Source organism: Geobacillus sp. FSL K6-0789, assembly GCF_038593135.1.
In the GTDB taxonomy this organism is placed as follows: domain Bacteria; phylum Bacillota; class Bacilli; order Bacillales; family Anoxybacillaceae; genus Geobacillus; species Geobacillus stearothermophilus.
In genome coordinates this window covers 2,296,477-2,317,021 of the sequence record NZ_CP151966.1, presented here as the reverse complement: position 1 = coordinate 2,317,021, position 20,545 = coordinate 2,296,477, and the positions used below count along the sequence as shown (strand labels likewise).

Genomic DNA, 20,545 nt, shown 5'->3' with positions numbered 1-20,545 from the left:
ATGGCGGCCCATTTACACTACACGACAAAGGAGAGGGTAATCATGGCAAAAGTCTACTATAACGGGGATGCAAACGAACAATATTTGCAAGGGAAAACGGTCGCGATCATCGGCTACGGCTCACAAGGCCACGCCCATGCACAAAACTTGCGCGACAGCGGCGTCCGCGTCATTGTCGGGTTGCGCAAAGGGAAATCGTGGGAGCAGGCGGAACAGGACGGCTTTGAAGTATACTCGGTGCGCGAAGCGGCAAAACAAGCGGATATTGTGATGGTGTTGCTGCCGGATGAGAAACAGCCGGCTGTCTACAAGGAAGAGATTGAACCGGGGCTTGAACCGGGCAACGCGCTTGTGTTTGCGCACGGGTTTAACATTCATTTCAGCCAAATCGTCCCGCCGGAGCATGTCGATGTCTTCTTGGTGGCGCCGAAAGGACCAGGCCATCTCGTGCGTCGCACATATGCGGAAGGAGCCGGGGTGCCGGCGCTCATCGCCGTTTATCAAGATGTAACCGGACACGCGAAAGAAACGGCGCTCGCCTATGCGAAAGCGATTGGTGCTGCTCGAGCTGGGGTGTTGGAGACAACGTTCAAAGAAGAGACGGAAACCGACTTGTTCGGTGAACAAGCGGTGCTGTGCGGCGGGCTGACGGCGCTCATCAAGGCCGGGTTTGAAACGCTCGTTGAAGCCGGGTATCAGCCGGAAGTCGCCTATTTCGAGTGTTTGCATGAAATGAAGCTCATCGTTGATCTTCTTTATGAAGGCGGCTTGTCGTGGATGCGCTACTCGATTTCCGATACGGCGCAATGGGGCGACTTTATCACCGGTCCGCGCATCATTAACGACGCCGTGAAAGCGGAAATGAAAAAGGTGCTCGATGACATCCAAACCGGCAAATTCGCGAAAAGCTGGATTTTGGAAAACCAAGCAAACCGTCCGGAGTTCAACGCCATCAACCGGCGCGAGAACGAGCATTTAATCGAAGTCGTCGGACGCGAACTGCGGAGCATGATGCCGTTTGTGAAAGCAAAACAAAAAGAAGCGGTGGTGCCAGGTGCGAAACATTAAGTTTTTTGATACTACATTGCGCGATGGGGAACAGTCGGCCGGCGTCAATTTGAACTTGCAAGAAAAGTTGGAAATTGCCCGTCAGCTTGAACGGCTGCGGGTTGACATCATCGAGGCGGGCTTCCCCGCCTCGTCAAAAGGCGATTTTGAGGCGGTCAAACAAATTGCCGAAACGGTGAGAACATGCTCGGTCACCGGGCTGTCGCGCTCGGTCCGAAGCGACATTGATGCGGCGTGGGAGGCGTTAAAAGGCGGCGCGGAGCCGCGGCTCCACCTATTCATCGCCACCTCGCCGATCCATATGGTGCATAAATTGCGGATGACGCCGGAACAAGTGATTGAAGCGGCGGTTGAGGCAGTGAAATACGCGAAGCGCTTTTTCCCGATCGTCCAATGGTCGGCGGAAGATGCGTGCCGGAGCGAGCTGCCGTTTTTGGCGAAAATCGTCGCCGAAGTGATCAAAGCCGGCGCCTCGGTCATCAACATCCCGGATACGGTCGGCTATATTACGCCGAAAGAATACGGGGAAATTTTCCTCTATTTGCAAAACAATGTTCAGAATATTGAAAATGTTTCGCTCTCCGCTCATTGTCATGATGACTTGGGCATGGCGGTGGTGAACTCGTTGTCGGCCATTGAGCATGGGGCGACGCAGGTCGAGTGCACGATCAACGGCATCGGCGAGCGGGCCGGCAACGCGGCGCTTGAGGAGATCGCCGTCGCCCTTCACATTCGCAAAGATTATTATCAAGTGGAAACGCGCCTCAATTTGCAAGAAATTAAGCGCACAAGCAATCTTGTCAGCAAGCTGACCGGGGTCGTCGTTCCACCCAACAAAGCGGTCGTCGGCAAAAACGCGTTTGCGCATGAATCCGGCATCCATCAAGACGGCGTCTTAAAAGAAAAAACGACGTACGAAATCATTTCACCGGAGCTCGTCGGCGTGCCGTCGAATTTGATGGTGCTCGGCAAACATTCCGGCCGCCATGCGCTTCGCAACCGGGTTGAGGAGCTCGGCTACACGTTGTCCGATGAAGAGATCAATCAGCTGTTTGTCCGTTTTAAAGAACTGGCGGACAAAAAGAAGGATATTACCGACGACGATTTAATCGCGTTGATTTTCGAAGAGAAGTTCGACCACTTCAAAGATTTTTATCAATTGTCTTCCATTCAAGTGCAATACGGGACGAATCAAATTCCGACAGCGGTCGTGGTACTGAAAGACGGGAAGGGGAATGAAATCCAAGAAGCGGCGACCGGCTCCGGCAGCGTCGAGGCGCTGTACAATACGCTCGAGCGCTGCTTCCAAACGGAAGTGACACTGCTTGACTACCGGATTGAGTCGGTCGGCGGCGGCCGCGATGCGCTAGCGCAAGTGTTTGTGAAAGTGCGCGTGCGCGATGTTGAAACGAGCGGGCGCGGAACGGCGCAAGACGTGCTTGAGGCGTCGGCGAAAGCGTACATCAACGCCATGAACCGCGTGTTTATGATCGAAGCGATGCGTGCTGAAAACGAAAAGGTGGCAACATCATAAAACGGAGGGATTCAAACATGGGAAACTATCGGATTGCCGTCTTGCCGGGCGATGGCATCGGCAAGGAAGTGACGTCCGGAGCGGTCGAGGTTTTGAAAGCGGTCGGCATCCGGTTTGGCCACGAGTTTGCGTTTGAGTATGGATTGATTGGCGGAGTCGCGATCGATGAAGCCGGGACGCCGCTCCCAGAAGAGACGCTTCGCCTTTGCCAACAGAGCGATGCGGTGCTGCTCGGGGCGGTCGGCGGTTCGAAGTGGGACGACAACCCTCCGCATTTGCGCCCGGAAAAAGGATTGCTTGCCATTCGCAAGCAGCTCGACTTATATGCCAACTTGCGGCCGGTTGTTTGCTATGACAGTTTGGTTTCCGCTTCGCCGTTAAAACCGGATCTCGTGAAAGGCGTCGATTTTGTCATCGTCCGCGAGCTGACCGGCGGCATTTACTTCGGCCAGCCGAGCGGCCGCGTCGTGGAAAACGGGGAAGAAAGAGCGGTTGACACTCTCTTATATAAAAAGGAAGAAATCGAACGGATCGTGCGCATGGCGTTTATGCTTGCGCGCGGGAGGAAGAAAAAAGTGACGTCGGTCGACAAGGCGAACGTCCTGTCGTCAAGCCGATTATGGCGAGAAGTGGCCGAAGAGGTGGCGAAGGAATTTCCGGACGTCACGCTTGAGCATATGCTTGTTGACAATGCCGCGATGCAGCTCATCCGCGCGCCGAAGCAGTTTGATGTCATTGTGACAGAAAACATGTTTGGCGATATTTTGAGCGACGAGGCCTCGATGCTGTCCGGTTCGCTCGGGATGCTGCCGTCAGCCAGCTTATCCGCTTCCGGTCCGAGCTTGTATGAGCCGGTACACGGTTCAGCGCCTGATATCGCTGGCATGAACAAAGCCAATCCGATTGCGGCGATTTTGTCGGCCGCGATGATGCTTCGACTGTCGTTCGGGCTCACCGCGGAAGCGGAGGCGGTAGAGCACGCGGTGTGGCAGGCGCTCGATCAAGGTTTGCGCACCGCCGACTTGGCGCCAAGCGGCGGCCGCATTGTATCCACGAACGAAATGGTCGAAGAAATCAAAGCGGCGGTGCTGGATTATACGACCATTGCTCAAATTAGGACCGTTTATGCCTAAGACGTGCGAGGTGAAGACCAATGAAGCCGAAAACGATCATCGATAAAATTTGGGAAAACCACGTCGTCTACCGTGAGGAGGGCAAACCGGATTTATTGTACATCGATTTGCACTTAGTGCATGAAGTGACCTCGCCGCAAGCCTTTGAAGGATTGCGGCAAAAAGGGCGGAAGGTGCGGCGGCCGGATTTGACCTTTGCGACGATGGACCATAACGTGCCGACCGTTAACCGATTTGTGATTACCGACGAAGTGGCGCGCAACCAAATCGCTGCGCTTGAGCGCAACTGCCGCGAGTTCGGCATCCCACTGGCAGATTTGCATAGCGAAGAGCAAGGAATCGTGCACGTCATCGGTCCGGAGCTCGGCTTGACCCAACCGGGGAAAACGATCGTTTGCGGCGACAGCCATACGTCGACGCACGGGGCGTTTGGCGCGTTGGCGTTTGGCATCGGCACAAGCGAGGTCGAGCACGTGCTGGCGACGCAAACGCTTTGGCAGCATAAGCCGAAAACGCTGCAAATCTGCATCAACGGCCGCCTCGGCAAAGGGGTGACCGCCAAAGATGTCATCTTGGCCATTATCGGCCGCTATGGCGTTGGCGTCGGCACCGGCTATATTATTGAATTTACCGGTGAGGCGATCCGCCGCATGTCGATGGAAGAACGGATGACGATTTGCAACATGTCGATTGAAGCGGGGGCGAGAGCCGGGCTCATCAGCCCGGATGAAACGACATTCGCCTATTTGCGCGGCCGCAAATATGCGCCAAAAGGCGAAGCGTTTGAGCAAGCGGTCGAACGGTGGCGGGCGCTTGCAAGCGATGAGGGGGCGGAATACGACAAGACGATTGAAATCGACGCGTCGACGATCGCCCCGATGGTGACATGGGGTACAACCCCGGCGATGAGCACATCGGTCGATGGTGTCGTGCCGCATCCCGAGCAGTTTGAAAACAAAACAGAGCAAAACGCGGTGCGCCGGGCGCTTGAGTACATGGGGCTCAAGCCGGGCACGCTGATTGCGGATATTCCGGTGCAGCACGTCTTCATCGGTTCGTGCACCAACTCACGCCTCAGCGATTTGCGCGCGGCGGCGAGCATCGTGAAAGGGAAAAAAGTGGCTCCGGGTGTACGGGCGCTCGTCGTGCCTGGATCGCAGCAAGTGAAAAAACAAGCCGAGGCGGAAGGGTTGGCGCAAATTTTCATCGATGCCGGTTTTGAATGGCGTGATGCTGGATGCAGCGCCTGTTTGGGCATGAACCCGGACATCATTCCGGAAGGCGAGCACTGTGCGTCAACGTCGAACCGCAACTTTGAAGGGCGGCAAGGAAAAGGGGCGCGCACGCATCTCGTCAGCCCGGTGATGGCCGCGGCGGCTGCGATTTACGGACATTTTGTCGATGTGCGCCAGCTTGAAGCTGAGCTGGTCCGATGACGGGTGCTCCTTGATATGGCCGCCCCCGTTTTGGGGCTATCTTCTCAAAAGCGGCATAGAAACGAACGATACACGGGACGGAAGGGGAGAGACGGGATGAAGCCGTTTACGATTCACCGCGGGAAAACCGCCGGCATCGACCGGGCGAATATTGATACCGATCAAATCATTCCAAAGCAGTTTTTGAAACGGATTGAACGCACCGGCTTTGGCCAGTTTCTCTTTTACGATTGGCGGTATTTGAGCGACGGCACGCCAAATCCGGAGTTTGAGCTCAACCGCCCGGAAAACGAAGGGGCGACGATTTTAGTCGCCGATGAAAACTTCGGCTGCGGCTCATCGCGCGAACATGCGCCTTGGGCGCTCCAAGATTACGGATTTCGCGTCATCATTGCCCCATCGTTTGCCGATATTTTTTACAACAACTGCTTAAAAAACGGGCTGTTGCCGATCCGGCTGGATAAAGAGGATGTCCGCTACTTGCTGCGCCAAAGCGAGCGCGCAGACTATGAACTGACGGTTTCGCTTGAAGAACAGCGGGTATTTGACGATGAAGGATTTTCGCGTCCGTTTGACATCGACCCGTATCGAAAACAGCTGTTGCTAAAAGGATGGGACGAAATTGATTTGACGTTTGTGTACGAAGCGCATATCGCCGCCTACGAACGACGGCATTGTCCACGGCCGTAAGCGCCATGTGTTTCGGGAGGCAAGGAGAGATGGGCTGCTCTGCCAATCGGCGGGCGCAGCCTTTTTCGCGTTTGACGGCGCCTGCGTCCAGAGGCCGGCTGCTTTTTGGCAAACAAGCGGTTTGTGTTACCCAGCAAGGCGCGGGTTGTTTCGCTAGGGAAAACTTGTTACACTGATGGTAAATGCAAATGGGAGCGGGCGAAGATGACCGGGAAAAAAGGAAAAATCATCATGTTTCCGCAAACGAAAGAACGACTGATGGAAGAAGCGTTTGCGGCGCTTGAAGCGAAACGCTACAAAGAAGCGCTCCGCTTTTTGCGCGCTGCTGAACAGCTTGGCGACCACAGTTTTCCTGTTCGCCTTGGGCTGGCTGTCTGTTGCTATGAGCTTGGAGACTACGATGAGGCGGAGTGGCGCCTCGCCGCCTTACTTGACGAACAGCCGAACAACAGCGATCTGTTGCAAATGTATCTCGCTGTGCTGTTGCAAACGAATCGATACAGCAAGGCGGAAACGGTGATCCGCGCCGCCTTGCGCCATCCGTCGCTATCCGCTTCGTTGCGCGAACAGCTTCATCAGCTGCTCCGGTTTAGTGAAAAAATGAATGCCCGCACGCTTCCGCCCGCGGAGTGGAAGCGGGTGAGACGGCTGCTTGAGTCCGGGGACATTGCTGAGCAGCTGCAACTGATTAAACAACTGGAAAAAGAAGACATCGAGCCGGTGCTGCCGTTGCTCAAGCAATATTTACGCGCACCGGAAAAAAGCCCGATGGCGAAAACGATGCTCCTTCGCCTGTTGACAGGGAAGCAAGTCAACGAAACGGTGACGGTTGAGAAATTTGGCCGTTGCATGGAGGTCGTCCCGTCAGCGTTGGACGAACAGACGGAAACGGAATTTGCTTCATCGCTGCTGGGTCGGCTTGAACAGCAGCTCGCGGCGGAAAGCCCGAGTTTGTATGAAACGGCGGCGGACATTTGGCTTCGCTATGCATATGTGTTGTACCCGTTTCCGCCAGAGCCGGCGGATGCAGCGGCCTGGCTTGCTGCTCTCCATTGGATGGCGAGCCGGTTTTTAGGCTTGGATGCTGACGCGACCGCCTTGGCCGACCGCTACGGTGTGGAGGCGGCGGAGATGGAAACGCTTTGCCAAAATCTATACGAAATAGAGGAACTTTCCTCCCTCTAATGGCTAGTTCTCTGTTGAAACATGGCTGTTGTATGTTATAATATAGTGGCTGTGCTATGTATCTGTTTTCGCATACTTGTCTACATAATTGGGCATCATAAAAAGATATGGACAAGCGGAGTGCGCTATGGTCCGAGCAATGATTTCAGGTGGAGGGAACAAGGATGTCAGTCAAATGGGAAAAACTTGGAGGGAACGAAGGCGTATTGACCGTTGAGGTCGACGCCGAGCAAGTGAACAAAGGCTTGGATGCCGCATTTAAAAAAGTGGTGAAAAATATTGCGCTGCCGGGCTTCCGCAAAGGGAAAGTGCCGCGTGTCCTGTTTGAAAAACGGTTTGGCGTTGAGGCGCTCTATCAAGACGCGCTCGATATTTTGCTGCCAGAGGCGTATGCCAAAGCCGTCGAAGAGGCAGGCATCGAACCGGTGTCAATGCCGGAGATTGACATTGAGCAAATGGAAAAAGGCAAAAGCTTAATTTTCAAAGCGAAAGTGACCGTAAAGCCGGAAGTGAAGCTCGGTCAATATAAAGGGCTTGAAGTGGAAAAAATGGATACAACCGTGACGGACGAAGATGTCGAAAACGAATTGAAACGTTTGCAAGAAAATTACGCCGAACTTGTCGTGAAAGAAGACGGGACGGTGGAAAACGGCGATACGGTCGTCATCGATTTCGAAGGGGTTGTCGACGGCGAGCCGTTTGAAGGCGGCAAGGCGGAAAACTATTCGCTCGAAATCGGTTCAGGCACCTTTATCCCGGGGTTTGAAGAACAGCTTGTCGGTATGAAAGCCGGCGAAGAAAAAGAAATTCAAGTGACGTTCCCGGAAGAATACCACGCTGAGCAGCTGGCCGGCAAACCGGCGACGTTCAAAGTGAAAGTGCATGAAGTGAAAGCGAAGCAATTGCCGGCTTTGGATGACGAGTTTGCGAAAGACGTCGATGAAGAAGTTGAAACGCTTGACGAACTGAAAGCGAAAATCCGCGCCCGTCTGGAAGAAGCGAAAAAGAATGAAGCGGAAACGGCGTTGCGCAATGCGGTCGTCGAAAAAGCGGCTGCCAATGCGGAAATCGATATTCCGGCTGTCATGGTGCAAAACGAGACGGACCGGATGCTTCGCGAATTTGATCAACGACTGCAAATGCAAGGGCTGAACTTGCAGCTGTACTATCAATTCTCAGGTCAGGATGAAGCGGCGCTGCGTGAGCAAATGAAAGAAGACGCCGAAAAACGGGTGCGTGCGGCCTTGACGCTCGAAGCGATCGCCAAAGCAGAAAACATCGAGGTAACCGATGAAGAGGTGGAGGAAGAACTCCAAAAAATGGCGGAAGCCTACAACTTGAGCGTGGACAAGTTAAAAGAGCTGCTCGGCAGCTTGGATGGCGTCAAAGAAGATTTAAAATGGCGGAAAACGATCGATTTTCTTGTGGAGCACAGCACGGTTGCGGCATAATAATAAAGGTAGAAGGAACAAGGCGCGAGACGTTCGTGCCTTGTTCTTTATCTCAGTCATTGGCGCCTGGAGGTGATTTTTCAAACTTTTCTAATACATCACGGGTTTTTCATTCGCTTTTTTTGACGCATGTATGGTAAAATAGCGAATACATAAGTTTTTTGCAACATGGGATGGCGAGACATGATACATAACGCAGGTGCGATTTTGTTAGCAAGGGGTGAATGACATGTTTAAATTTAATGATGAAAAAGGGCAGCTAAAGTGTTCGTTTTGCGGCAAAACGCAAGACCAAGTGCGCAAGCTCGTCGCCGGCCCGGGCGTTTACATTTGTGATGAATGCATTGAATTGTGCACGGAGATCGTCGAGGAAGAGCTTGGAAACGAGGAAGAATTTGAATTTAAAGACGTGCCGAAGCCGATGGAGATCAGGGAAATTTTAGATGAATACGTCATCGGCCAAGATGACGCGAAAAAATCGCTCGCCGTTGCGGTTTACAACCATTATAAACGGATCAATTCCGGCAGCAAAATCGATGATGTCGAGCTGTCGAAAAGCAACATTTTGATGATCGGACCGACCGGGAGCGGGAAAACGCTGCTGGCGCAAACATTGGCGCGCATTTTAAACGTGCCGTTTGCCATCGCCGATGCGACATCGCTCACGGAGGCAGGCTATGTCGGCGAGGACGTCGAAAACATTTTGTTAAAGCTCATCCAAGCGGCCGATTATGATGTGGAACGGGCAGAAAAAGGCATTATTTATATCGATGAAATCGATAAAATCGCCCGTAAATCGGAAAACCCTTCCATCACCCGCGATGTTTCTGGTGAAGGGGTGCAACAGGCGCTGCTCAAAATTTTGGAGGGAACGATCGCCAGCGTTCCACCGCAGGGCGGCCGCAAACATCCGCATCAGGAGTTCATCCAAATCGACACAACGAACATTTTGTTCATTTGCGGCGGGGCTTTTGATGGCATCGAGCCGATCATTAAGCGCCGCCTCGGCAAAAAAGTGATCGGATTCGGTGCGGAAATGAACCAAGCCGATGTTGATGAGAAAAACTTGCTGTCGAAAGTGCTGCCGGAAGACTTGCTCAAGTTCGGGCTTATTCCGGAGTTCATCGGCCGTCTGCCGGTCATTACGACGCTTGAGCCGCTTGACGAACAGGCGTTGATCGATATTTTGACGAAGCCGAAAAACGCGATCGTGAAACAATACCAAAAAATGCTGGAGCTTGACGGCGTTGAACTCGAGTTTGAAGAAGCGGCGCTCCGGGAAATCGCGAAAAGAGCGATTGAGCGGAAAACGGGCGCGCGCGGCCTTCGCTCGATCATCGAAGGCATTATGCTCGATGTGATGTTTGAGTTGCCGTCGCGCGAAGATGTGCAAAAGTGCATCATCACGCTCGACACGGTGCGCGGCACAAAGCCGCCGACGCTGATCCGTCATGACGGCACCGTCATCGAGCTGGAACGGAAAACATCTGCCTGATGGGAAAACCGCCTTTTTTCGGCGGTTTCTTTTTTTGCCGCCCATGCCCTTGGCGCCGGTCGGCGCTTTTTTTGTTTATTCCCGCCCGTTCGCGGAGATACTATCATACTACATACCATCTAAAGGCAGGAGGATATCGGGGCATGGATTGGACGAACATCGTACTGGTCATCCAGCTGTTTTTCGGGGTCATCATCGGCCTTTATTTTTGGAATTTGCTAAGAGGGCAACGTGTGCAAAAAGTTTCGATTGATAAGGAGTCGCGCAAAGAGATGGAACAGCTCCGCAAGCTGCGTTCGATTTCGCTCACCGAGCCGCTGGCGGAAAAAGTGCGGCCGAAAAGTTTTGACGATATCGTCGGTCAGGAAGACGGCATCAAGGCGTTAAAAGCTGCTTTATGCGGCCCCAACCCGCAGCATGTCATCATTTACGGCCCCCCTGGCGTCGGCAAGACGGCAGCTGCTCGGCTCGTGCTTGAGGAAGCGAAAAAAAATCCGCTCTCCCCGTTTAAGAAAAATGCGGTGTTCGTGGAGCTTGACGCGACGACGGCGCGTTTTGACGAGCGCGGCATTGCCGATCCGCTCATCGGTTCGGTGCACGACCCGATTTACCAAGGGGCCGGGGCGATGGGGCAAGCCGGCATTCCCCAGCCGAAGCAAGGGGCGGTGACGAACGCCCACGGCGGCGTTTTATTCATCGACGAAATCGGCGAGCTTCATCCGATCCAAATGAACAAGCTGCTGAAAGTGCTTGAGGACCGGAAAGTATTTTTTGAAAGCGCCTATTACAGCAAAGAAAATCTGCAAATCCCAAGCCATATTCACGATATTTTCCAAAATGGACTGCCGGCTGATTTCCGTCTTGTCGGGGCGACGACGCGCACGCCGAACGAAATTCCTCCGGCCATTCGCTCTCGTTGCCTGGAAGTATTTTTCCGTGAATTGGACCAAGATGAGATCGCCCTCATCGCCAAAAAGGCGGCGGAAAAAATCCGCCTGAACGTGTCAGAAAGCGGCATTCGCCTGCTTGCTGCCTATGCGCGCAACGGGCGGGAGGCGGTGAACATGATGCAAATCGCCGCCGGTCTTGCCATTACGGAAAACCGCGACAAAATTTTGGATAAAGACATTGAATGGGTCATTCATTCAAGCCAAATGGCCCCGCGCTATGAAAAGAAAATTGCGTCCGCCCCGGCGGTCGGCGTCGTCAATGGCCTTGCCGTGTACGGCCCGAACACCGGCGCGCTTCTTGAAATTGAAGTGACCGCCTTGCCGGCGAAAGGAAAAGGGACGATCAACGTCACGGGCATTATTGAGGAAGAGAGCATCGGCAGCGCCGAAAAATCGGTGCGCCGCAAAAGCATGGCGCGCGGTTCAGCAGAAAACGTCATCACTGTGTTGCGGGCGATGGGCGTGCCGGCCGACCGTTACGACATTCATGTCAACTTCCCGGGCGGGGTGCCGGTTGACGGCCCTTCAGCCGGGGTGGCGATTGCAGTCGGCATTTATTCCGCCATTTACCAGCTTCCAGTCGATCATACGGTCGCGATGACCGGAGAAATCAGTATCCGTGGCTGCGTGAAACCGGTCGGCGGCGTGTTCGCCAAAATCAAAGCGGCCAAACAAGCTGGGGCGAAAAAAGTCATCATCCCGATTGAGAATATGCAATCGTTGCTAGGCGAAGTCAGCGGCATTCAAATCATCGCCGTCCGCCGCCTCGAGGAAGTGCTCGTCCATGTGTTCGACGAAGAGGCGCTCCGCCGCGGCTCCGCGCTGCTGCCAGCGGCTATGGACCGCTCGGAGAAAAAGCTCGTCTAGCCAAAGGAAACGGCGGCAAGGCGAACGATTGGCAACGAAAGCGGGCGATCCGCTCGCAACCGAGTCGGGCGGTTCGCCCGGCCTCTCTTTTATGTACGGCTTCGGCGCAAGCGGATCGTCGCTGAAGTCGGTTTTTCTTTGCATGCAGATGGAGCGCCGCGCGCTTTTTCGTTCGTCAAATTTTACAAACCCGGCTACCGTACTATACAATAAACGAATAGAAGCGAGAGATGGAGGTGTTCGGCGTGAACGGAAAGAAAAAGGAGACGGTCGTTCCGCTTTTGCCGCTGCGTGGGCTGCTCGTGTTTCCGACGATGGTGCTCCATTTGGATGTCGGGCGCGAGAAATCGGTCAAAGCGCTCGAACAAGCCATGGTTGAGGATCATATGATTTTGCTGACGTCGCAAAAAGACGTTGCCATCGACGAACCGGACATGGATGACTTATATAAAATGGGAACGATCGCGCGCGTCAAGCAACTTCTAAAACTCCCGAACGGCACGTTCCGCGTGCTTGTCGAAGGCGTCGCTCGGGCGCTCATTACGGAAGTGATCAGCGAGGAGCCGTACTTTCTCGTCAAAGTCGAAAAGTTTGCTGATCGGGCGGCGAAAGATTTAGAAGATGAGGCGCTCAAGCGGACGATGCTTGAATATTTCGAGCAGTACATAAACTTGTCCAAGCGGCTGTCGGTCGACATTTACGCCTCGATCGTCGACATCGATGAGCCGGGGCGAATGGCGGACATCATCGCCTCGCACTTGCCACTTAAGCTTGAGGAAAAACAGCGTATTTTAGAAACGATCGACGTGAAAGAGCGCCTCAATAAAATCATCCAAATTTTGCACAACGAAAAAGAAGTGCTCCAGCTTGAGAAAAAGATCAGCGCCCGCGTCAAGCAGTCGATGGAGCGGACGCAAAAAGAGTATTATTTGCGCGAGCAAATGAAGGCGATTCAAAAAGAGCTTGGCGAAAAAGAAGGAAAAACGGGCGAAGTCGAGGAGCTGAAAGAAAAAATCGAGGCGGCCGGCATGCCGGAGCATGTGAAACAAACGGCATTGAAGGAGCTTGACCGCTATGAAAAAATTCCGGCGACCTCAGCGGAAAGCACAGTCATTCGCAACTACCTCGATTGGCTCATCGCCTTGCCGTGGTCGAAAGAAACAGAAGACATCCACGACATTAAGCAGGCGGAAGCGATTTTAAACGAGGAGCATTACGGGCTCGATAAAGTGAAAGAACGGGTGCTTGAATTTTTATCTGTCAAGCAGCTGACGAAATCGTTAAAAGGTCCGATTCTTTGCCTCGCCGGACCGCCGGGGGTCGGCAAAACGTCGCTCGCTCGCTCGATCGCCAAAGCGCTCGGCCGCCGCTTCGTCCGCGTTTCGCTCGGCGGCGTCCGCGACGAATCGGAAATTCGCGGCCATCGCCGCACGTATGTCGGCGCCATGCCGGGACGCATTATCCAAGGGATGAAAAAAGCAGGCACGATCAACCCCGTCTTCTTGCTTGATGAAATCGACAAAATGTCGAGTGATTTCCGTGGCGATCCATCGGCGGCCATGCTGGAGGTGCTTGACCCGGAGCAAAATCATACGTTCAGCGACCATTACATTGAAGAGCCGTACGATTTGTCGAAGGTAATGTTTATTGCGACTGCCAACTATTTGGCGGCGATTCCGCAGCCGCTGTTGGACCGGATGGAAGTGATTGAGATTCCGGGCTATACCGAAGTTGAAAAGCTCCATATTGCGAAGCGGCATTTGCTGCCGAAACAAATCACCGAGCACGGGCTGAAAAAGGCGGCGTTGCAAATTCGCGATGACGCGATGCTCGATATCATCCGCCATTATACGCGCGAAGCCGGGGTGCGGGAGCTTGAGCGGCAGCTCGCCGCTATCTGCCGAAAAGCGGCCCGCCTCATCGTTTCCGGCGAGAAAAAGCGGGTGGTGATCACAGAAAACAATCTTGAGGAATTTTTAGGGAAGCGAAAATACCGCTACGGCCGAGCGGAGGCGGAAGACCAAGTCGGCGTGGCGACCGGGCTGGCGTATACGGCGTTTGGCGGCGATACGCTCGCCATCGAAGTGTCGCTCGCGAAAGGAAACGGCAAACTCGTTTTGACCGGCAAGCTCGGCGATGTGATGAAAGAATCGGCGCAGGCGGCGTTCAGTTATGTTCGATCGCGCGCTGAGGAACTCGGCATCGACCCGAAATTTCACGAAACGTACGACATCCATATTCACGTTCCGGAAGGAGCGGTGCCAAAAGACGGGCCGTCTGCAGGCATTACGATCGCCACCGCACTCATTTCCGCGCTGACGGGCAAGCCGGTGAGCCGCTTTGTTGGCATGACCGGCGAAATTACGCTGCGCGGCCGCGTTCTTGCGATCGGCGGCTTAAAAGAGAAAACGTTAAGCGCCCATCGTGCCGGGCTGAAAACGGTCATTTTGCCAAAAGACAATGAAAAAGATTTAGCGGACATTCCGGAAACGGTGAAGCGCGACTTGCGCTTTGTGCTCGTCTCCCATCTCGATGAGGTGCTGCCGCACGCGCTGGTGGGGTGGAAGCGATGAATGTGAAGAAAGCAGAGCTTGTGACCAGTGCCGTCAAGCCGGAACAATATCCGGACGGCGGACGGCCAGAGGTGGCGCTCGCCGGCCGTTCGAACGTCGGCAAATCATCATTCATCAACAAAATGATCAACCGGAAAAACTTGGCGCGCACCTCCTCAAAGCCAGGGAAAACGCAAACGTTGAATTTTTATTTGATTAACGACTCGTTTTACTTTGTGGACGTGCCAGGTTATGGTTTCGCCCGCGTGTCGAAGCAGGAGCGGCAAAAATGGGGGAACATGATGGAGACGTACTTTACGACGCGCGAGGTGCTTAAGGCGGCGGTCCTGCTCGTTGATTTGCGCCATCCGCCGACGAAAGACGATGTGATGATGTACGAGTTTTTGAAACATTACGAGATCCCGGTGATCGTCATCGCGACGAAAGCGGATAAAGTGCCGCGCGGCAAGCATCAAAAACACGCGAAAATCGCGCGCGAGACGCTGCGGATGGCTGACGGCGACCCGCTCATTTTGTTTTCCGCCGAGACCGGACAAGGGAAAGACGAAGCATGGGCGGCGCTTTTGCCGTTTGTGTCCTCATGACGAAAACACCAGCGATTCCGCTGGTGTTTTCACTTCCAAGGCTATTTTCGCCTAGTCCATAATAGATAGACGCCGATGGCGATGAGTCCGAGCGGCCAAAACTTCCAGACAGAGGAAAGTCCGGCTTGGACGAGGTGAAAGAACGGCTGGCCGCGCCCGGAAAACGTCAGCACGACAGCGAGAAGCAAGAAAAGTACGCCAAAGCCGGCCCCGCCTTTTTGTTTGCGGCTGCTGGCGAAAAAAGCGAACGCAATGAGGAAAAAAAACATGTTCACGCCGCGGGGCCAGGCCGAAAATGCACTCGCAAGGAGCAACTCAACGCCAAATCCGAGTAAAAGAAAGCCGGGGAAAAGGTAAGCATATTCACGCGCTGAATGCGCCTGGCCAAGCAAAGCCGCGCCGCAAATGGCAAGCAAGGCCGGCCACCCTTGGAAGAAATGGAAAAGGGGGGATTCCAACTGTCCGGCGAGAAAATACAGCCCGAGGCCGATGAACAAGATGCCGGCGAATACCGTTCGGGTTTTCATGATCGTCGCGTCCTCCGTTTCCCTTTTGGACATGTTTATGATAGAATGATCACTGTCTACAGTTTAGCATAGCTTTGGAGGCATGTTCACAATTTTTTTAAATCGGAACGATGGACAGTTGTGATATAATGATGGAAGGGATTCGGTCAATAAGGGGGATGGCATCGTGCAAATCGTAGTCGTTGGCGTCGACTATAAAACCGCCCCTGTAGAAATCCGCGAAAAGCTCGCGTTTGCAGAAGCGGAACTCGGTGCGGCGATGAAACAGCTCGCCGAGCAAAAAAGCGTACTCGAAAATGTGATCGTCTCGACGTGCAACCGGACGGAAGTTTATGCAGTGGTTGATCAACTGCATACCGGACGTTACTATATGAAAGCATTTTTAGCCGAATGGTTTGGCGTCAAAGTGGAAGCGATTGCTCCGTATTTGCGTGTGCTTGAAGGAGAAGCGGCCATAAAGCATTTGTTCCGCGTGGCGGCCGGCCTTGATTCGATGGTGCTTGGGGAAACGCAAATTTTAGGGCAAGTGAAAGACAGCTATTTGCTCGCTCAAGAGGTCGGGACGAGCGGCACGATTTTCAATCATCTGTTCAAGCAGGCGGTGACCTTTGCGAAGCGCGCCCACTCGGAAACGGGCATCGGCGCGCACGCTGTATCGGTCAGCTATGCGGCGGTTGAGCTGGCGAAGAAAATTTTCGGCCGCCTTGCCGGCAAGCACGTCTTGATTATCGGGGCCGGCAAAATGGGGACGCTGGCGGCGCAAAACTTGTACGGCAGCGGCGTCGGGAAGGTGACGGTTGTCAATCGGACGCTTGAAAAAGCGAAACAGCTTGCTAAGCAGTTTGCCGGCGAAGCGAAGCCGCTCGGCGAATTGTCATGCGCTTTGCTGGAAGCAGATATCGTCATCAGCTCGACGGGAGCCAAAGGCTATATTTTGACGAAGGAAATGGTGGCGCCGCTTGAGAAAATGCGCAAAGGCCGCCCGCTCTTTATGGTTGACATCGCGGTGCCGCGCGATTTGGATCCGGCGTTGGCTGATTTGGAAACGGTGTTTTTGTACGACATTGACGATTTGCAAGATGTGGTGGCGGCCAACTTGGCGGAACGGCAAAAGGCAGCGGCTCGCATTGAAACGATGATCGAAGCGGAACTTATGGCGTTTAGCCAATGGCTGCAGACGCTCGGCGTCGTGCCAGTCATTGCCGCATTGCGCGAAAAGGCGCTGGCCATTCAAGCAGAAACGATGAAAAGTTTGGAGCGGAAACTGCCGCATTTGTCGGAGCGCGACTGGAAAGTGTTGAATAAGCATACGAAAAGCATTATTAACCAGCTGCTCCGCGATCCGATTTTGCAGGCGAAGGAACTCGCCGCCGGCCCGAATGCCGAGGAGGCGCTTTTGCTGTTTATGAAAATTTTCAATATCGAAGATGCGGTGAAAGCCGAGCGGCATATAGAGCAGGCGAAATCCGTGCAATGCGATGAACAAGACGCGGAAGCGGTCCGTGCCGCCCGCCCATCATGGCAGCTGTAAGGTGGGATGGATGGTGGCGCTGTTGTATGAGTTGTCCATTTTGCTTTACATCGCTTCGATCCTATTCTATTTCATCGATTTTTTGCAACAAAACCGGAAGGCGAACGACATCGCCTTCTGGTTGCTTTCTATTGTGTGGCTTTTGCAGACAGTGACGTTTGTTTCTCGCATCATGGAGACGAAGCGCTTTCCGATTTTAACGATGTCGGAAGGGCTTTATTTTTACGCTTGGCTGCTCATTACGCTGTCGCTCGTCATCAATCGGCTGCTGCGCGTCGATTTCATCGTCTTTTTTACGAACGTGCTTGCTTTTTTTATTTTGGCCATTCATACGTTTGCACCGTCTTCGCAGTCGCCGGCTGTTGCGGAGCGGCTCGTCTCGGAGCTGCTGATCATCCACATCACCCTTTCGCTCGGAGCGTATGCGGCGTTTACGCTGTCGTTTCTGTTTTCGGTGCTTTACATGTTGCAGTACAGTTTGCTGAAAAAGAAAAAGTGGGGGGCGCGCCTTTGGCGCATGGCGGATTTGTCGCGGCTTGATTGTTTGTCGTATGTTTTAAACGCGCTCGGCTTACCTATGTTGTTATTAGGGCTCATTCTTGGCGTGATTTGGGCGTATATTCAAATCGACCATTTCCATTGGTATGATGCGAAAGTGCTCGGGTCGTTTGTCGTTCTTCTCGTCTATGGCGTCTATTTTTACAAGCGAGTCGTCCGGCAGATGCAAGGGAAGGCGATCGCGCTATGGAATATCGGTTCGTTTTTATTTTTGCTTGTCAACTTTTTCTTGTTTGGTAGTTTGTCAAAATTTCATTTCTGGTATTCGTAATCGAGGTGGAACGAGATGCGGAACATTGTCGTTGGCTCGCGGCGCAGCAAGCTTGCCTTGACCCAGACGAAGTGGGTGATCAACGAATTGAAACAGCTTGGGGCGCCGTTTACGTTTGAAGTGAAAGAAATCGTCACGAAAGGAGATCGGGTGCTTGATGTTACGCTCTCGAAAGTCGGGGGCAAAGGGTTGTTTGTGAAAGAGATTGAGCATGAATTGCTCGCCGGCGGCATCGATATGGCGGTCCATAGCATGAAAGATATGCCGGCTGTGCTGCCCGAAGGTTTAGTGATCGGTGCGGTTCCACGCCGCGAAGATGCACGCGATGTGCTTGTCAGCAAAGGAAACCGGATGCTCTCCGACTTGCCGCCTGGGTCGGTCATTGGCACGAGCAGCTTGCGCCGTTCGGCGCAGCTGCTTGCCTATCGCCCGGATTTGACGATCAAATGGATTCGCGGCAATATTGACACAAGGTTGGCGAAGCTCGAAAGCGAAGAGTACGATGCGATCGTGTTAGCGGCGGCGGGTCTTGCGCGCATGGGTTGGGGCGATGACGTCATCAGCGACTATCTTCCTTTTGATGTCTGTGTTCCGGCGGTCGGCCAAGGGGCGCTGGCGGTCGAATGCCGGGAGGATGATGACGAATTGCGCCAATGGCTCAGCCGGTTAAACGACGAGCAAACCGAGCGGGCTGTTCGGGCGGAGCGCGCCTTTTTGCAGCAAATGGAAGGAGGCTGTCAAGTGCCGATTGCCGGCTATGCGGAAGTGAAGGAGGGGACGGTGCGTCTTACCGCGCTTGTCGCCTCCCCGGATGGCAAAGAAATGTATAAAGAAATCGTCACTGGCGCCGATCCGGAAGCGGTCGGCCGACAGGCGGCTGCTGTCTTGATCGAACAAGGGGCGAAAGCGCTCATCGAGCGGGTGAAACAGGAGTTGAGCCAATCATGACACACAGCGCGCTCGCCGGCAAAACGGTGCTCGTGACGCGCGGCAAAGAGCAGGCGGCATCGTTTTCTGCCAAGCTGCGCGCTGTCGGCGCCGTGCCGGTCGAGATCCCGCTCATTGCCATCCGACCGGCGGCGCCGGAAGAAATCGCTTCTATGGTTGAGCGGCTTGGCGAATACCGTTGGCTCGTTTTCACAAGCGCGAACGCCGTCCGCTTCTTTTTTCCGCACGTTTCGTTGCCGCGGCCGCTGCCGAATGTCGCCGTCGTCGGGCGGAAGACGGCGGCCGCGCTCGCCGAGCATGGTCTTTCCCCGGCGCTTGTGCCGGATGATTACACCGCTGAACGGCTGGCTGACTTGCTCATGCCGCGCGTCAAACAAGGCGACCGGGTGCTGTTTGTCAAAGGCAATTTGGCGCGCCCGACCTTGCCTGAGGCGTTGCGAAACGCCGGCGCCGCGGTCGACGAGCTCACGGTGTATGAGACCGAGCCTGATGAAAACGGCCGGGAGCGGTTGTTGTCGCTGCTGCGCCGGCGGGAGCTTGATGCGGTCACCTTGATGAGCCCGTCGGCGGTTGACAGCCTTGTCCGCCTTCTCGACAAAGAAGTGGATGCCCTTCTTTCCGGTGTTGCGGTCGCCTGCATCGGACCGGTGACGAAAGAAGCGGCCGAGCGGGCGGGCATTTCGGTCCATATTTGTCCGACGGATTACACCACGGATGGTATAATCAAAGCGATGGAACAATATTTTTCCATGGAGGGACGATGAATGGCACTGTCATTTGACCGCCATCGCCGTTTGCGGCAAACGGCTGCGATTCGGGCGATGGTGCGTGAGACGCATCTTCGCGTCGAGGATCTCATTTATCCGCTGTTTGTGGTCGAGGGAAGCGGCATTAAGCGGGAAGTGCCGTCGATGCCAGGGGTTTACCATTTATCGCTTGACCGTTTATCTGAGGAAGTGGACGACATCGCCAAGCTTGGCATTCCCGCCGTCATGGTGTTTGGTGTGCCGAATGAAAAAGATGAAGTCGGTTCGCAGGCGTATTGCGAAACAGGGATTGTTCAGCGGGCGATCCGCCAAATCAAAGCTGAACACAAAGATCTAGTCGTCATTGCGGATACGTGTTTATGTGAATATACGAGCCACGGCCATTGCGGCGTCGTCGAAAACGAGCGCGTGCTGAACGACCCGTCGCTCGAGCTCCTCACCAAAACGGCGGTGAGCCAAGCGCAAGCCGGCGCCGACATCATCGCGCCGTCGAACATGATGGACGGCTTTGTCGCCGCCATTCGCCGTGGGCTTGATGAAGCAGGGTTTGAGTATGTGCCGATCATGTCGTATGCAATCAAATACGCTTCGGCATTTTACGGCCCGTTCCGTGATGCCGCCGACAGCGCGCCGCAGTTTGGCGACCGGAAGACGTACCAAATGGATCCGGCCAACCGCCTTGAGGCGTTTCGCGAGGCGGAGTCGGATGTCAAAGAAGGCGCTGATTTCTTGATGGTGAAGCCAGCGCTTGCCTACATGGATATTATCCGCGACGTCAAAAACCGTTTTCCGCTTCCGCTTGTCGCCTATAACGTGAGCGGCGAGTATGCGATGGTCAAAGCGGCGGCGCAAAACGGCTGGATCGATGAGAAGTCGGTCGTCATGGAAATGTTGACAGGGATGAAACGGGCGGGCGCAGATTTGATCATTACGTATTTTGCCAAAGATGTCGCCCGCTGGCTGGCTGAATAGAGAGG

Annotated in this window: 17 protein-coding genes; 16 read left to right on the top strand and 1 reads right to left on the bottom strand. The window is 54.2% G+C overall.

Going from position 1 to position 20,545, the window contains the following annotated elements:
- The first annotated feature begins 42 nt into the window (after window positions 1-42).
- From ilvC to yihA, 11 genes are all read left to right on the top strand, one after another.
- Window positions 43-1,068 (top strand): ketol-acid reductoisomerase, encoded by a 1,026-nt coding sequence (gene ilvC / locus NSQ51_RS12245; RefSeq protein ID WP_033014337.1) that lies wholly within the window; start codon window positions 43-45, stop codon window positions 1,066-1,068.
- Window positions 1,055-2,602 (top strand): 2-isopropylmalate synthase, encoded by a 1,548-nt coding sequence (locus NSQ51_RS12240; RefSeq protein WP_121649955.1) that lies wholly within the window; start codon window positions 1,055-1,057, stop codon window positions 2,600-2,602. The genes ilvC and NSQ51_RS12240 overlap by 14 nt, the downstream gene beginning before the upstream one ends.
- A gap of 17 nt (window positions 2,603-2,619) precedes the next feature.
- Entirely contained in the window at window positions 2,620-3,735 is a 1,116-nt protein-coding gene (leuB, locus tag NSQ51_RS12235) for a 3-isopropylmalate dehydrogenase (protein ID WP_121649954.1), read from the top strand.
- A 20-nt stretch (window positions 3,736-3,755) separates the two neighbouring features.
- The gene (gene leuC / locus NSQ51_RS12230; RefSeq protein WP_033014333.1) at window positions 3,756-5,171 is read left to right on the top strand and encodes a 3-isopropylmalate dehydratase large subunit; all 1,416 of its coding nucleotides are present in this window, start codon (window positions 3,756-3,758) and stop codon (window positions 5,169-5,171) included.
- A gap of 96 nt (window positions 5,172-5,267) precedes the next feature.
- Window positions 5,268-5,861, top strand: a complete 594-nt coding sequence (gene leuD / locus NSQ51_RS12225; RefSeq protein WP_011232131.1) for a 3-isopropylmalate dehydratase small subunit — start codon at window positions 5,268-5,270, stop codon at window positions 5,859-5,861.
- Window positions 5,862-6,065: 204 nt separating this feature from the next.
- A complete protein-coding gene (locus tag NSQ51_RS12220) occupies window positions 6,066-7,046 on the top strand; it encodes a tetratricopeptide repeat protein (RefSeq protein WP_033014331.1) in 981 nt (326 codons plus the stop codon).
- A gap of 164 nt (window positions 7,047-7,210) precedes the next feature.
- Window positions 7,211-8,497 (top strand): trigger factor, encoded by a 1,287-nt coding sequence (gene tig / locus NSQ51_RS12215; RefSeq protein WP_033014329.1) that lies wholly within the window; start codon window positions 7,211-7,213, stop codon window positions 8,495-8,497.
- Between the two features lie 229 nt (window positions 8,498-8,726).
- Complete coding sequence (gene clpX / locus NSQ51_RS12210) at window positions 8,727-9,992, top strand: ATP-dependent protease ATP-binding subunit ClpX (RefSeq protein ID WP_033014328.1); 1,266 nt, start codon at window positions 8,727-8,729, stop codon at window positions 9,990-9,992.
- 143 nt (window positions 9,993-10,135) lie between these two features.
- On the top strand, window positions 10,136-11,809 hold the full coding sequence (lonB, locus tag NSQ51_RS12205) for an ATP-dependent protease LonB (protein ID WP_033014327.1): 1,674 nt from the start codon (window positions 10,136-10,138) through the stop codon (window positions 11,807-11,809).
- A gap of 230 nt (window positions 11,810-12,039) precedes the next feature.
- Window positions 12,040-14,382, top strand: a complete 2,343-nt coding sequence (gene lon / locus NSQ51_RS12200; RefSeq protein ID WP_049624173.1) for an endopeptidase La — start codon at window positions 12,040-12,042, stop codon at window positions 14,380-14,382.
- Window positions 14,379-14,966, top strand: coding sequence for a ribosome biogenesis GTP-binding protein YihA/YsxC (yihA, locus tag NSQ51_RS12195; RefSeq protein ID WP_033014325.1), 588 nt, complete (start codon window positions 14,379-14,381; stop codon window positions 14,964-14,966). The genes lon and yihA overlap by 4 nt, the downstream gene beginning before the upstream one ends.
- A 41-nt stretch (window positions 14,967-15,007) precedes the next feature.
- Here yihA and NSQ51_RS12190 read toward each other — a convergent pair whose 3' ends face one another.
- Window positions 15,008-15,493, bottom strand: a complete 486-nt coding sequence (locus NSQ51_RS12190; protein WP_033014324.1) for a DUF5668 domain-containing protein — start codon at window positions 15,491-15,493, stop codon at window positions 15,008-15,010.
- Between the two features lie 166 nt (window positions 15,494-15,659).
- Here NSQ51_RS12190 and hemA point away from each other — a divergent pair, with 166 nt between their 5' ends.
- From hemA to hemB, 5 genes are read left to right on the top strand one after another with little or no spacing between them, the layout of a single operon-like run.
- Complete coding sequence (gene hemA, locus NSQ51_RS12185) at window positions 15,660-17,024, top strand: glutamyl-tRNA reductase (protein WP_033014323.1); 1,365 nt, start codon at window positions 15,660-15,662, stop codon at window positions 17,022-17,024.
- Window positions 17,025-17,034: 10 nt separating this feature from the next.
- Window positions 17,035-17,853 carry a cytochrome c biogenesis protein gene (locus NSQ51_RS12180; protein WP_055358687.1) on the top strand — a complete coding sequence of 273 codons (819 nt, stop codon included), beginning with the start codon at window positions 17,035-17,037 and terminating at the stop codon, window positions 17,851-17,853.
- Window positions 17,854-17,868: 15 nt separating this feature from the next.
- A complete protein-coding gene (hemC, locus tag NSQ51_RS12175) occupies window positions 17,869-18,801 on the top strand; it encodes a hydroxymethylbilane synthase (RefSeq protein WP_033014321.1) in 933 nt (310 codons plus the stop codon).
- Complete coding sequence (locus NSQ51_RS12170; RefSeq protein ID WP_049624175.1) at window positions 18,798-19,565, top strand: uroporphyrinogen-III synthase; 768 nt, start codon at window positions 18,798-18,800, stop codon at window positions 19,563-19,565. Before hemC ends, NSQ51_RS12170 begins: the two co-directional genes overlap by 4 nt.
- A complete protein-coding gene (gene hemB / locus NSQ51_RS12165) occupies window positions 19,566-20,540 on the top strand; it encodes a porphobilinogen synthase (protein ID WP_011232119.1) in 975 nt (324 codons plus the stop codon).
- The last annotated feature ends 5 nt before the right edge of the window (window positions 20,541-20,545 follow it).

Excerpts from the sequence above, each read along its gene's own strand:
- lon (WP_049624173.1), top strand. The coding sequence starts at position 12,040 with ATGGAGGTGTTCGGCGTGAACGGAAAGAAAAAGGAGACGGTCGTTCCG.
- hemB (WP_011232119.1), top strand. The coding sequence starts at position 19,566 with ATGGCACTGTCATTTGACCGCCATCGCCGTTTGCGGCAAACGGCTGCG.
- NSQ51_RS12170 (WP_049624175.1), top strand. The coding sequence starts at position 18,798 with ATGACACACAGCGCGCTCGCCGGCAAAACGGTGCTCGTGACGCGCGGC.
- leuB (WP_121649954.1), top strand. The coding sequence starts at position 2,620 with ATGGGAAACTATCGGATTGCCGTCTTGCCGGGCGATGGCATCGGCAAG.
- lonB (WP_033014327.1), top strand. The coding sequence starts at position 10,136 with ATGGATTGGACGAACATCGTACTGGTCATCCAGCTGTTTTTCGGGGTC.
- leuD (WP_011232131.1), top strand. The coding sequence starts at position 5,268 with ATGAAGCCGTTTACGATTCACCGCGGGAAAACCGCCGGCATCGACCGG.
- NSQ51_RS12220 (WP_033014331.1), top strand. The coding sequence starts at position 6,066 with ATGACCGGGAAAAAAGGAAAAATCATCATGTTTCCGCAAACGAAAGAA.
- hemC (WP_033014321.1), top strand. The coding sequence starts at position 17,869 with ATGCGGAACATTGTCGTTGGCTCGCGGCGCAGCAAGCTTGCCTTGACC.
- leuC (WP_033014333.1), top strand. The coding sequence starts at position 3,756 with ATGAAGCCGAAAACGATCATCGATAAAATTTGGGAAAACCACGTCGTC.
- clpX (WP_033014328.1), top strand. The coding sequence starts at position 8,727 with ATGTTTAAATTTAATGATGAAAAAGGGCAGCTAAAGTGTTCGTTTTGC.
- yihA (WP_033014325.1), top strand. The coding sequence starts at position 14,379 with ATGAATGTGAAGAAAGCAGAGCTTGTGACCAGTGCCGTCAAGCCGGAA.
- NSQ51_RS12180 (WP_055358687.1), top strand. The coding sequence starts at position 17,035 with ATGGTGGCGCTGTTGTATGAGTTGTCCATTTTGCTTTACATCGCTTCG.
- ilvC (WP_033014337.1), top strand. The coding sequence starts at position 43 with ATGGCAAAAGTCTACTATAACGGGGATGCAAACGAACAATATTTGCAA.
- tig (WP_033014329.1), top strand. The coding sequence starts at position 7,211 with ATGTCAGTCAAATGGGAAAAACTTGGAGGGAACGAAGGCGTATTGACC.
- NSQ51_RS12190 (WP_033014324.1), bottom strand. The coding sequence starts at position 15,493 with ATGAAAACCCGAACGGTATTCGCCGGCATCTTGTTCATCGGCCTCGGG.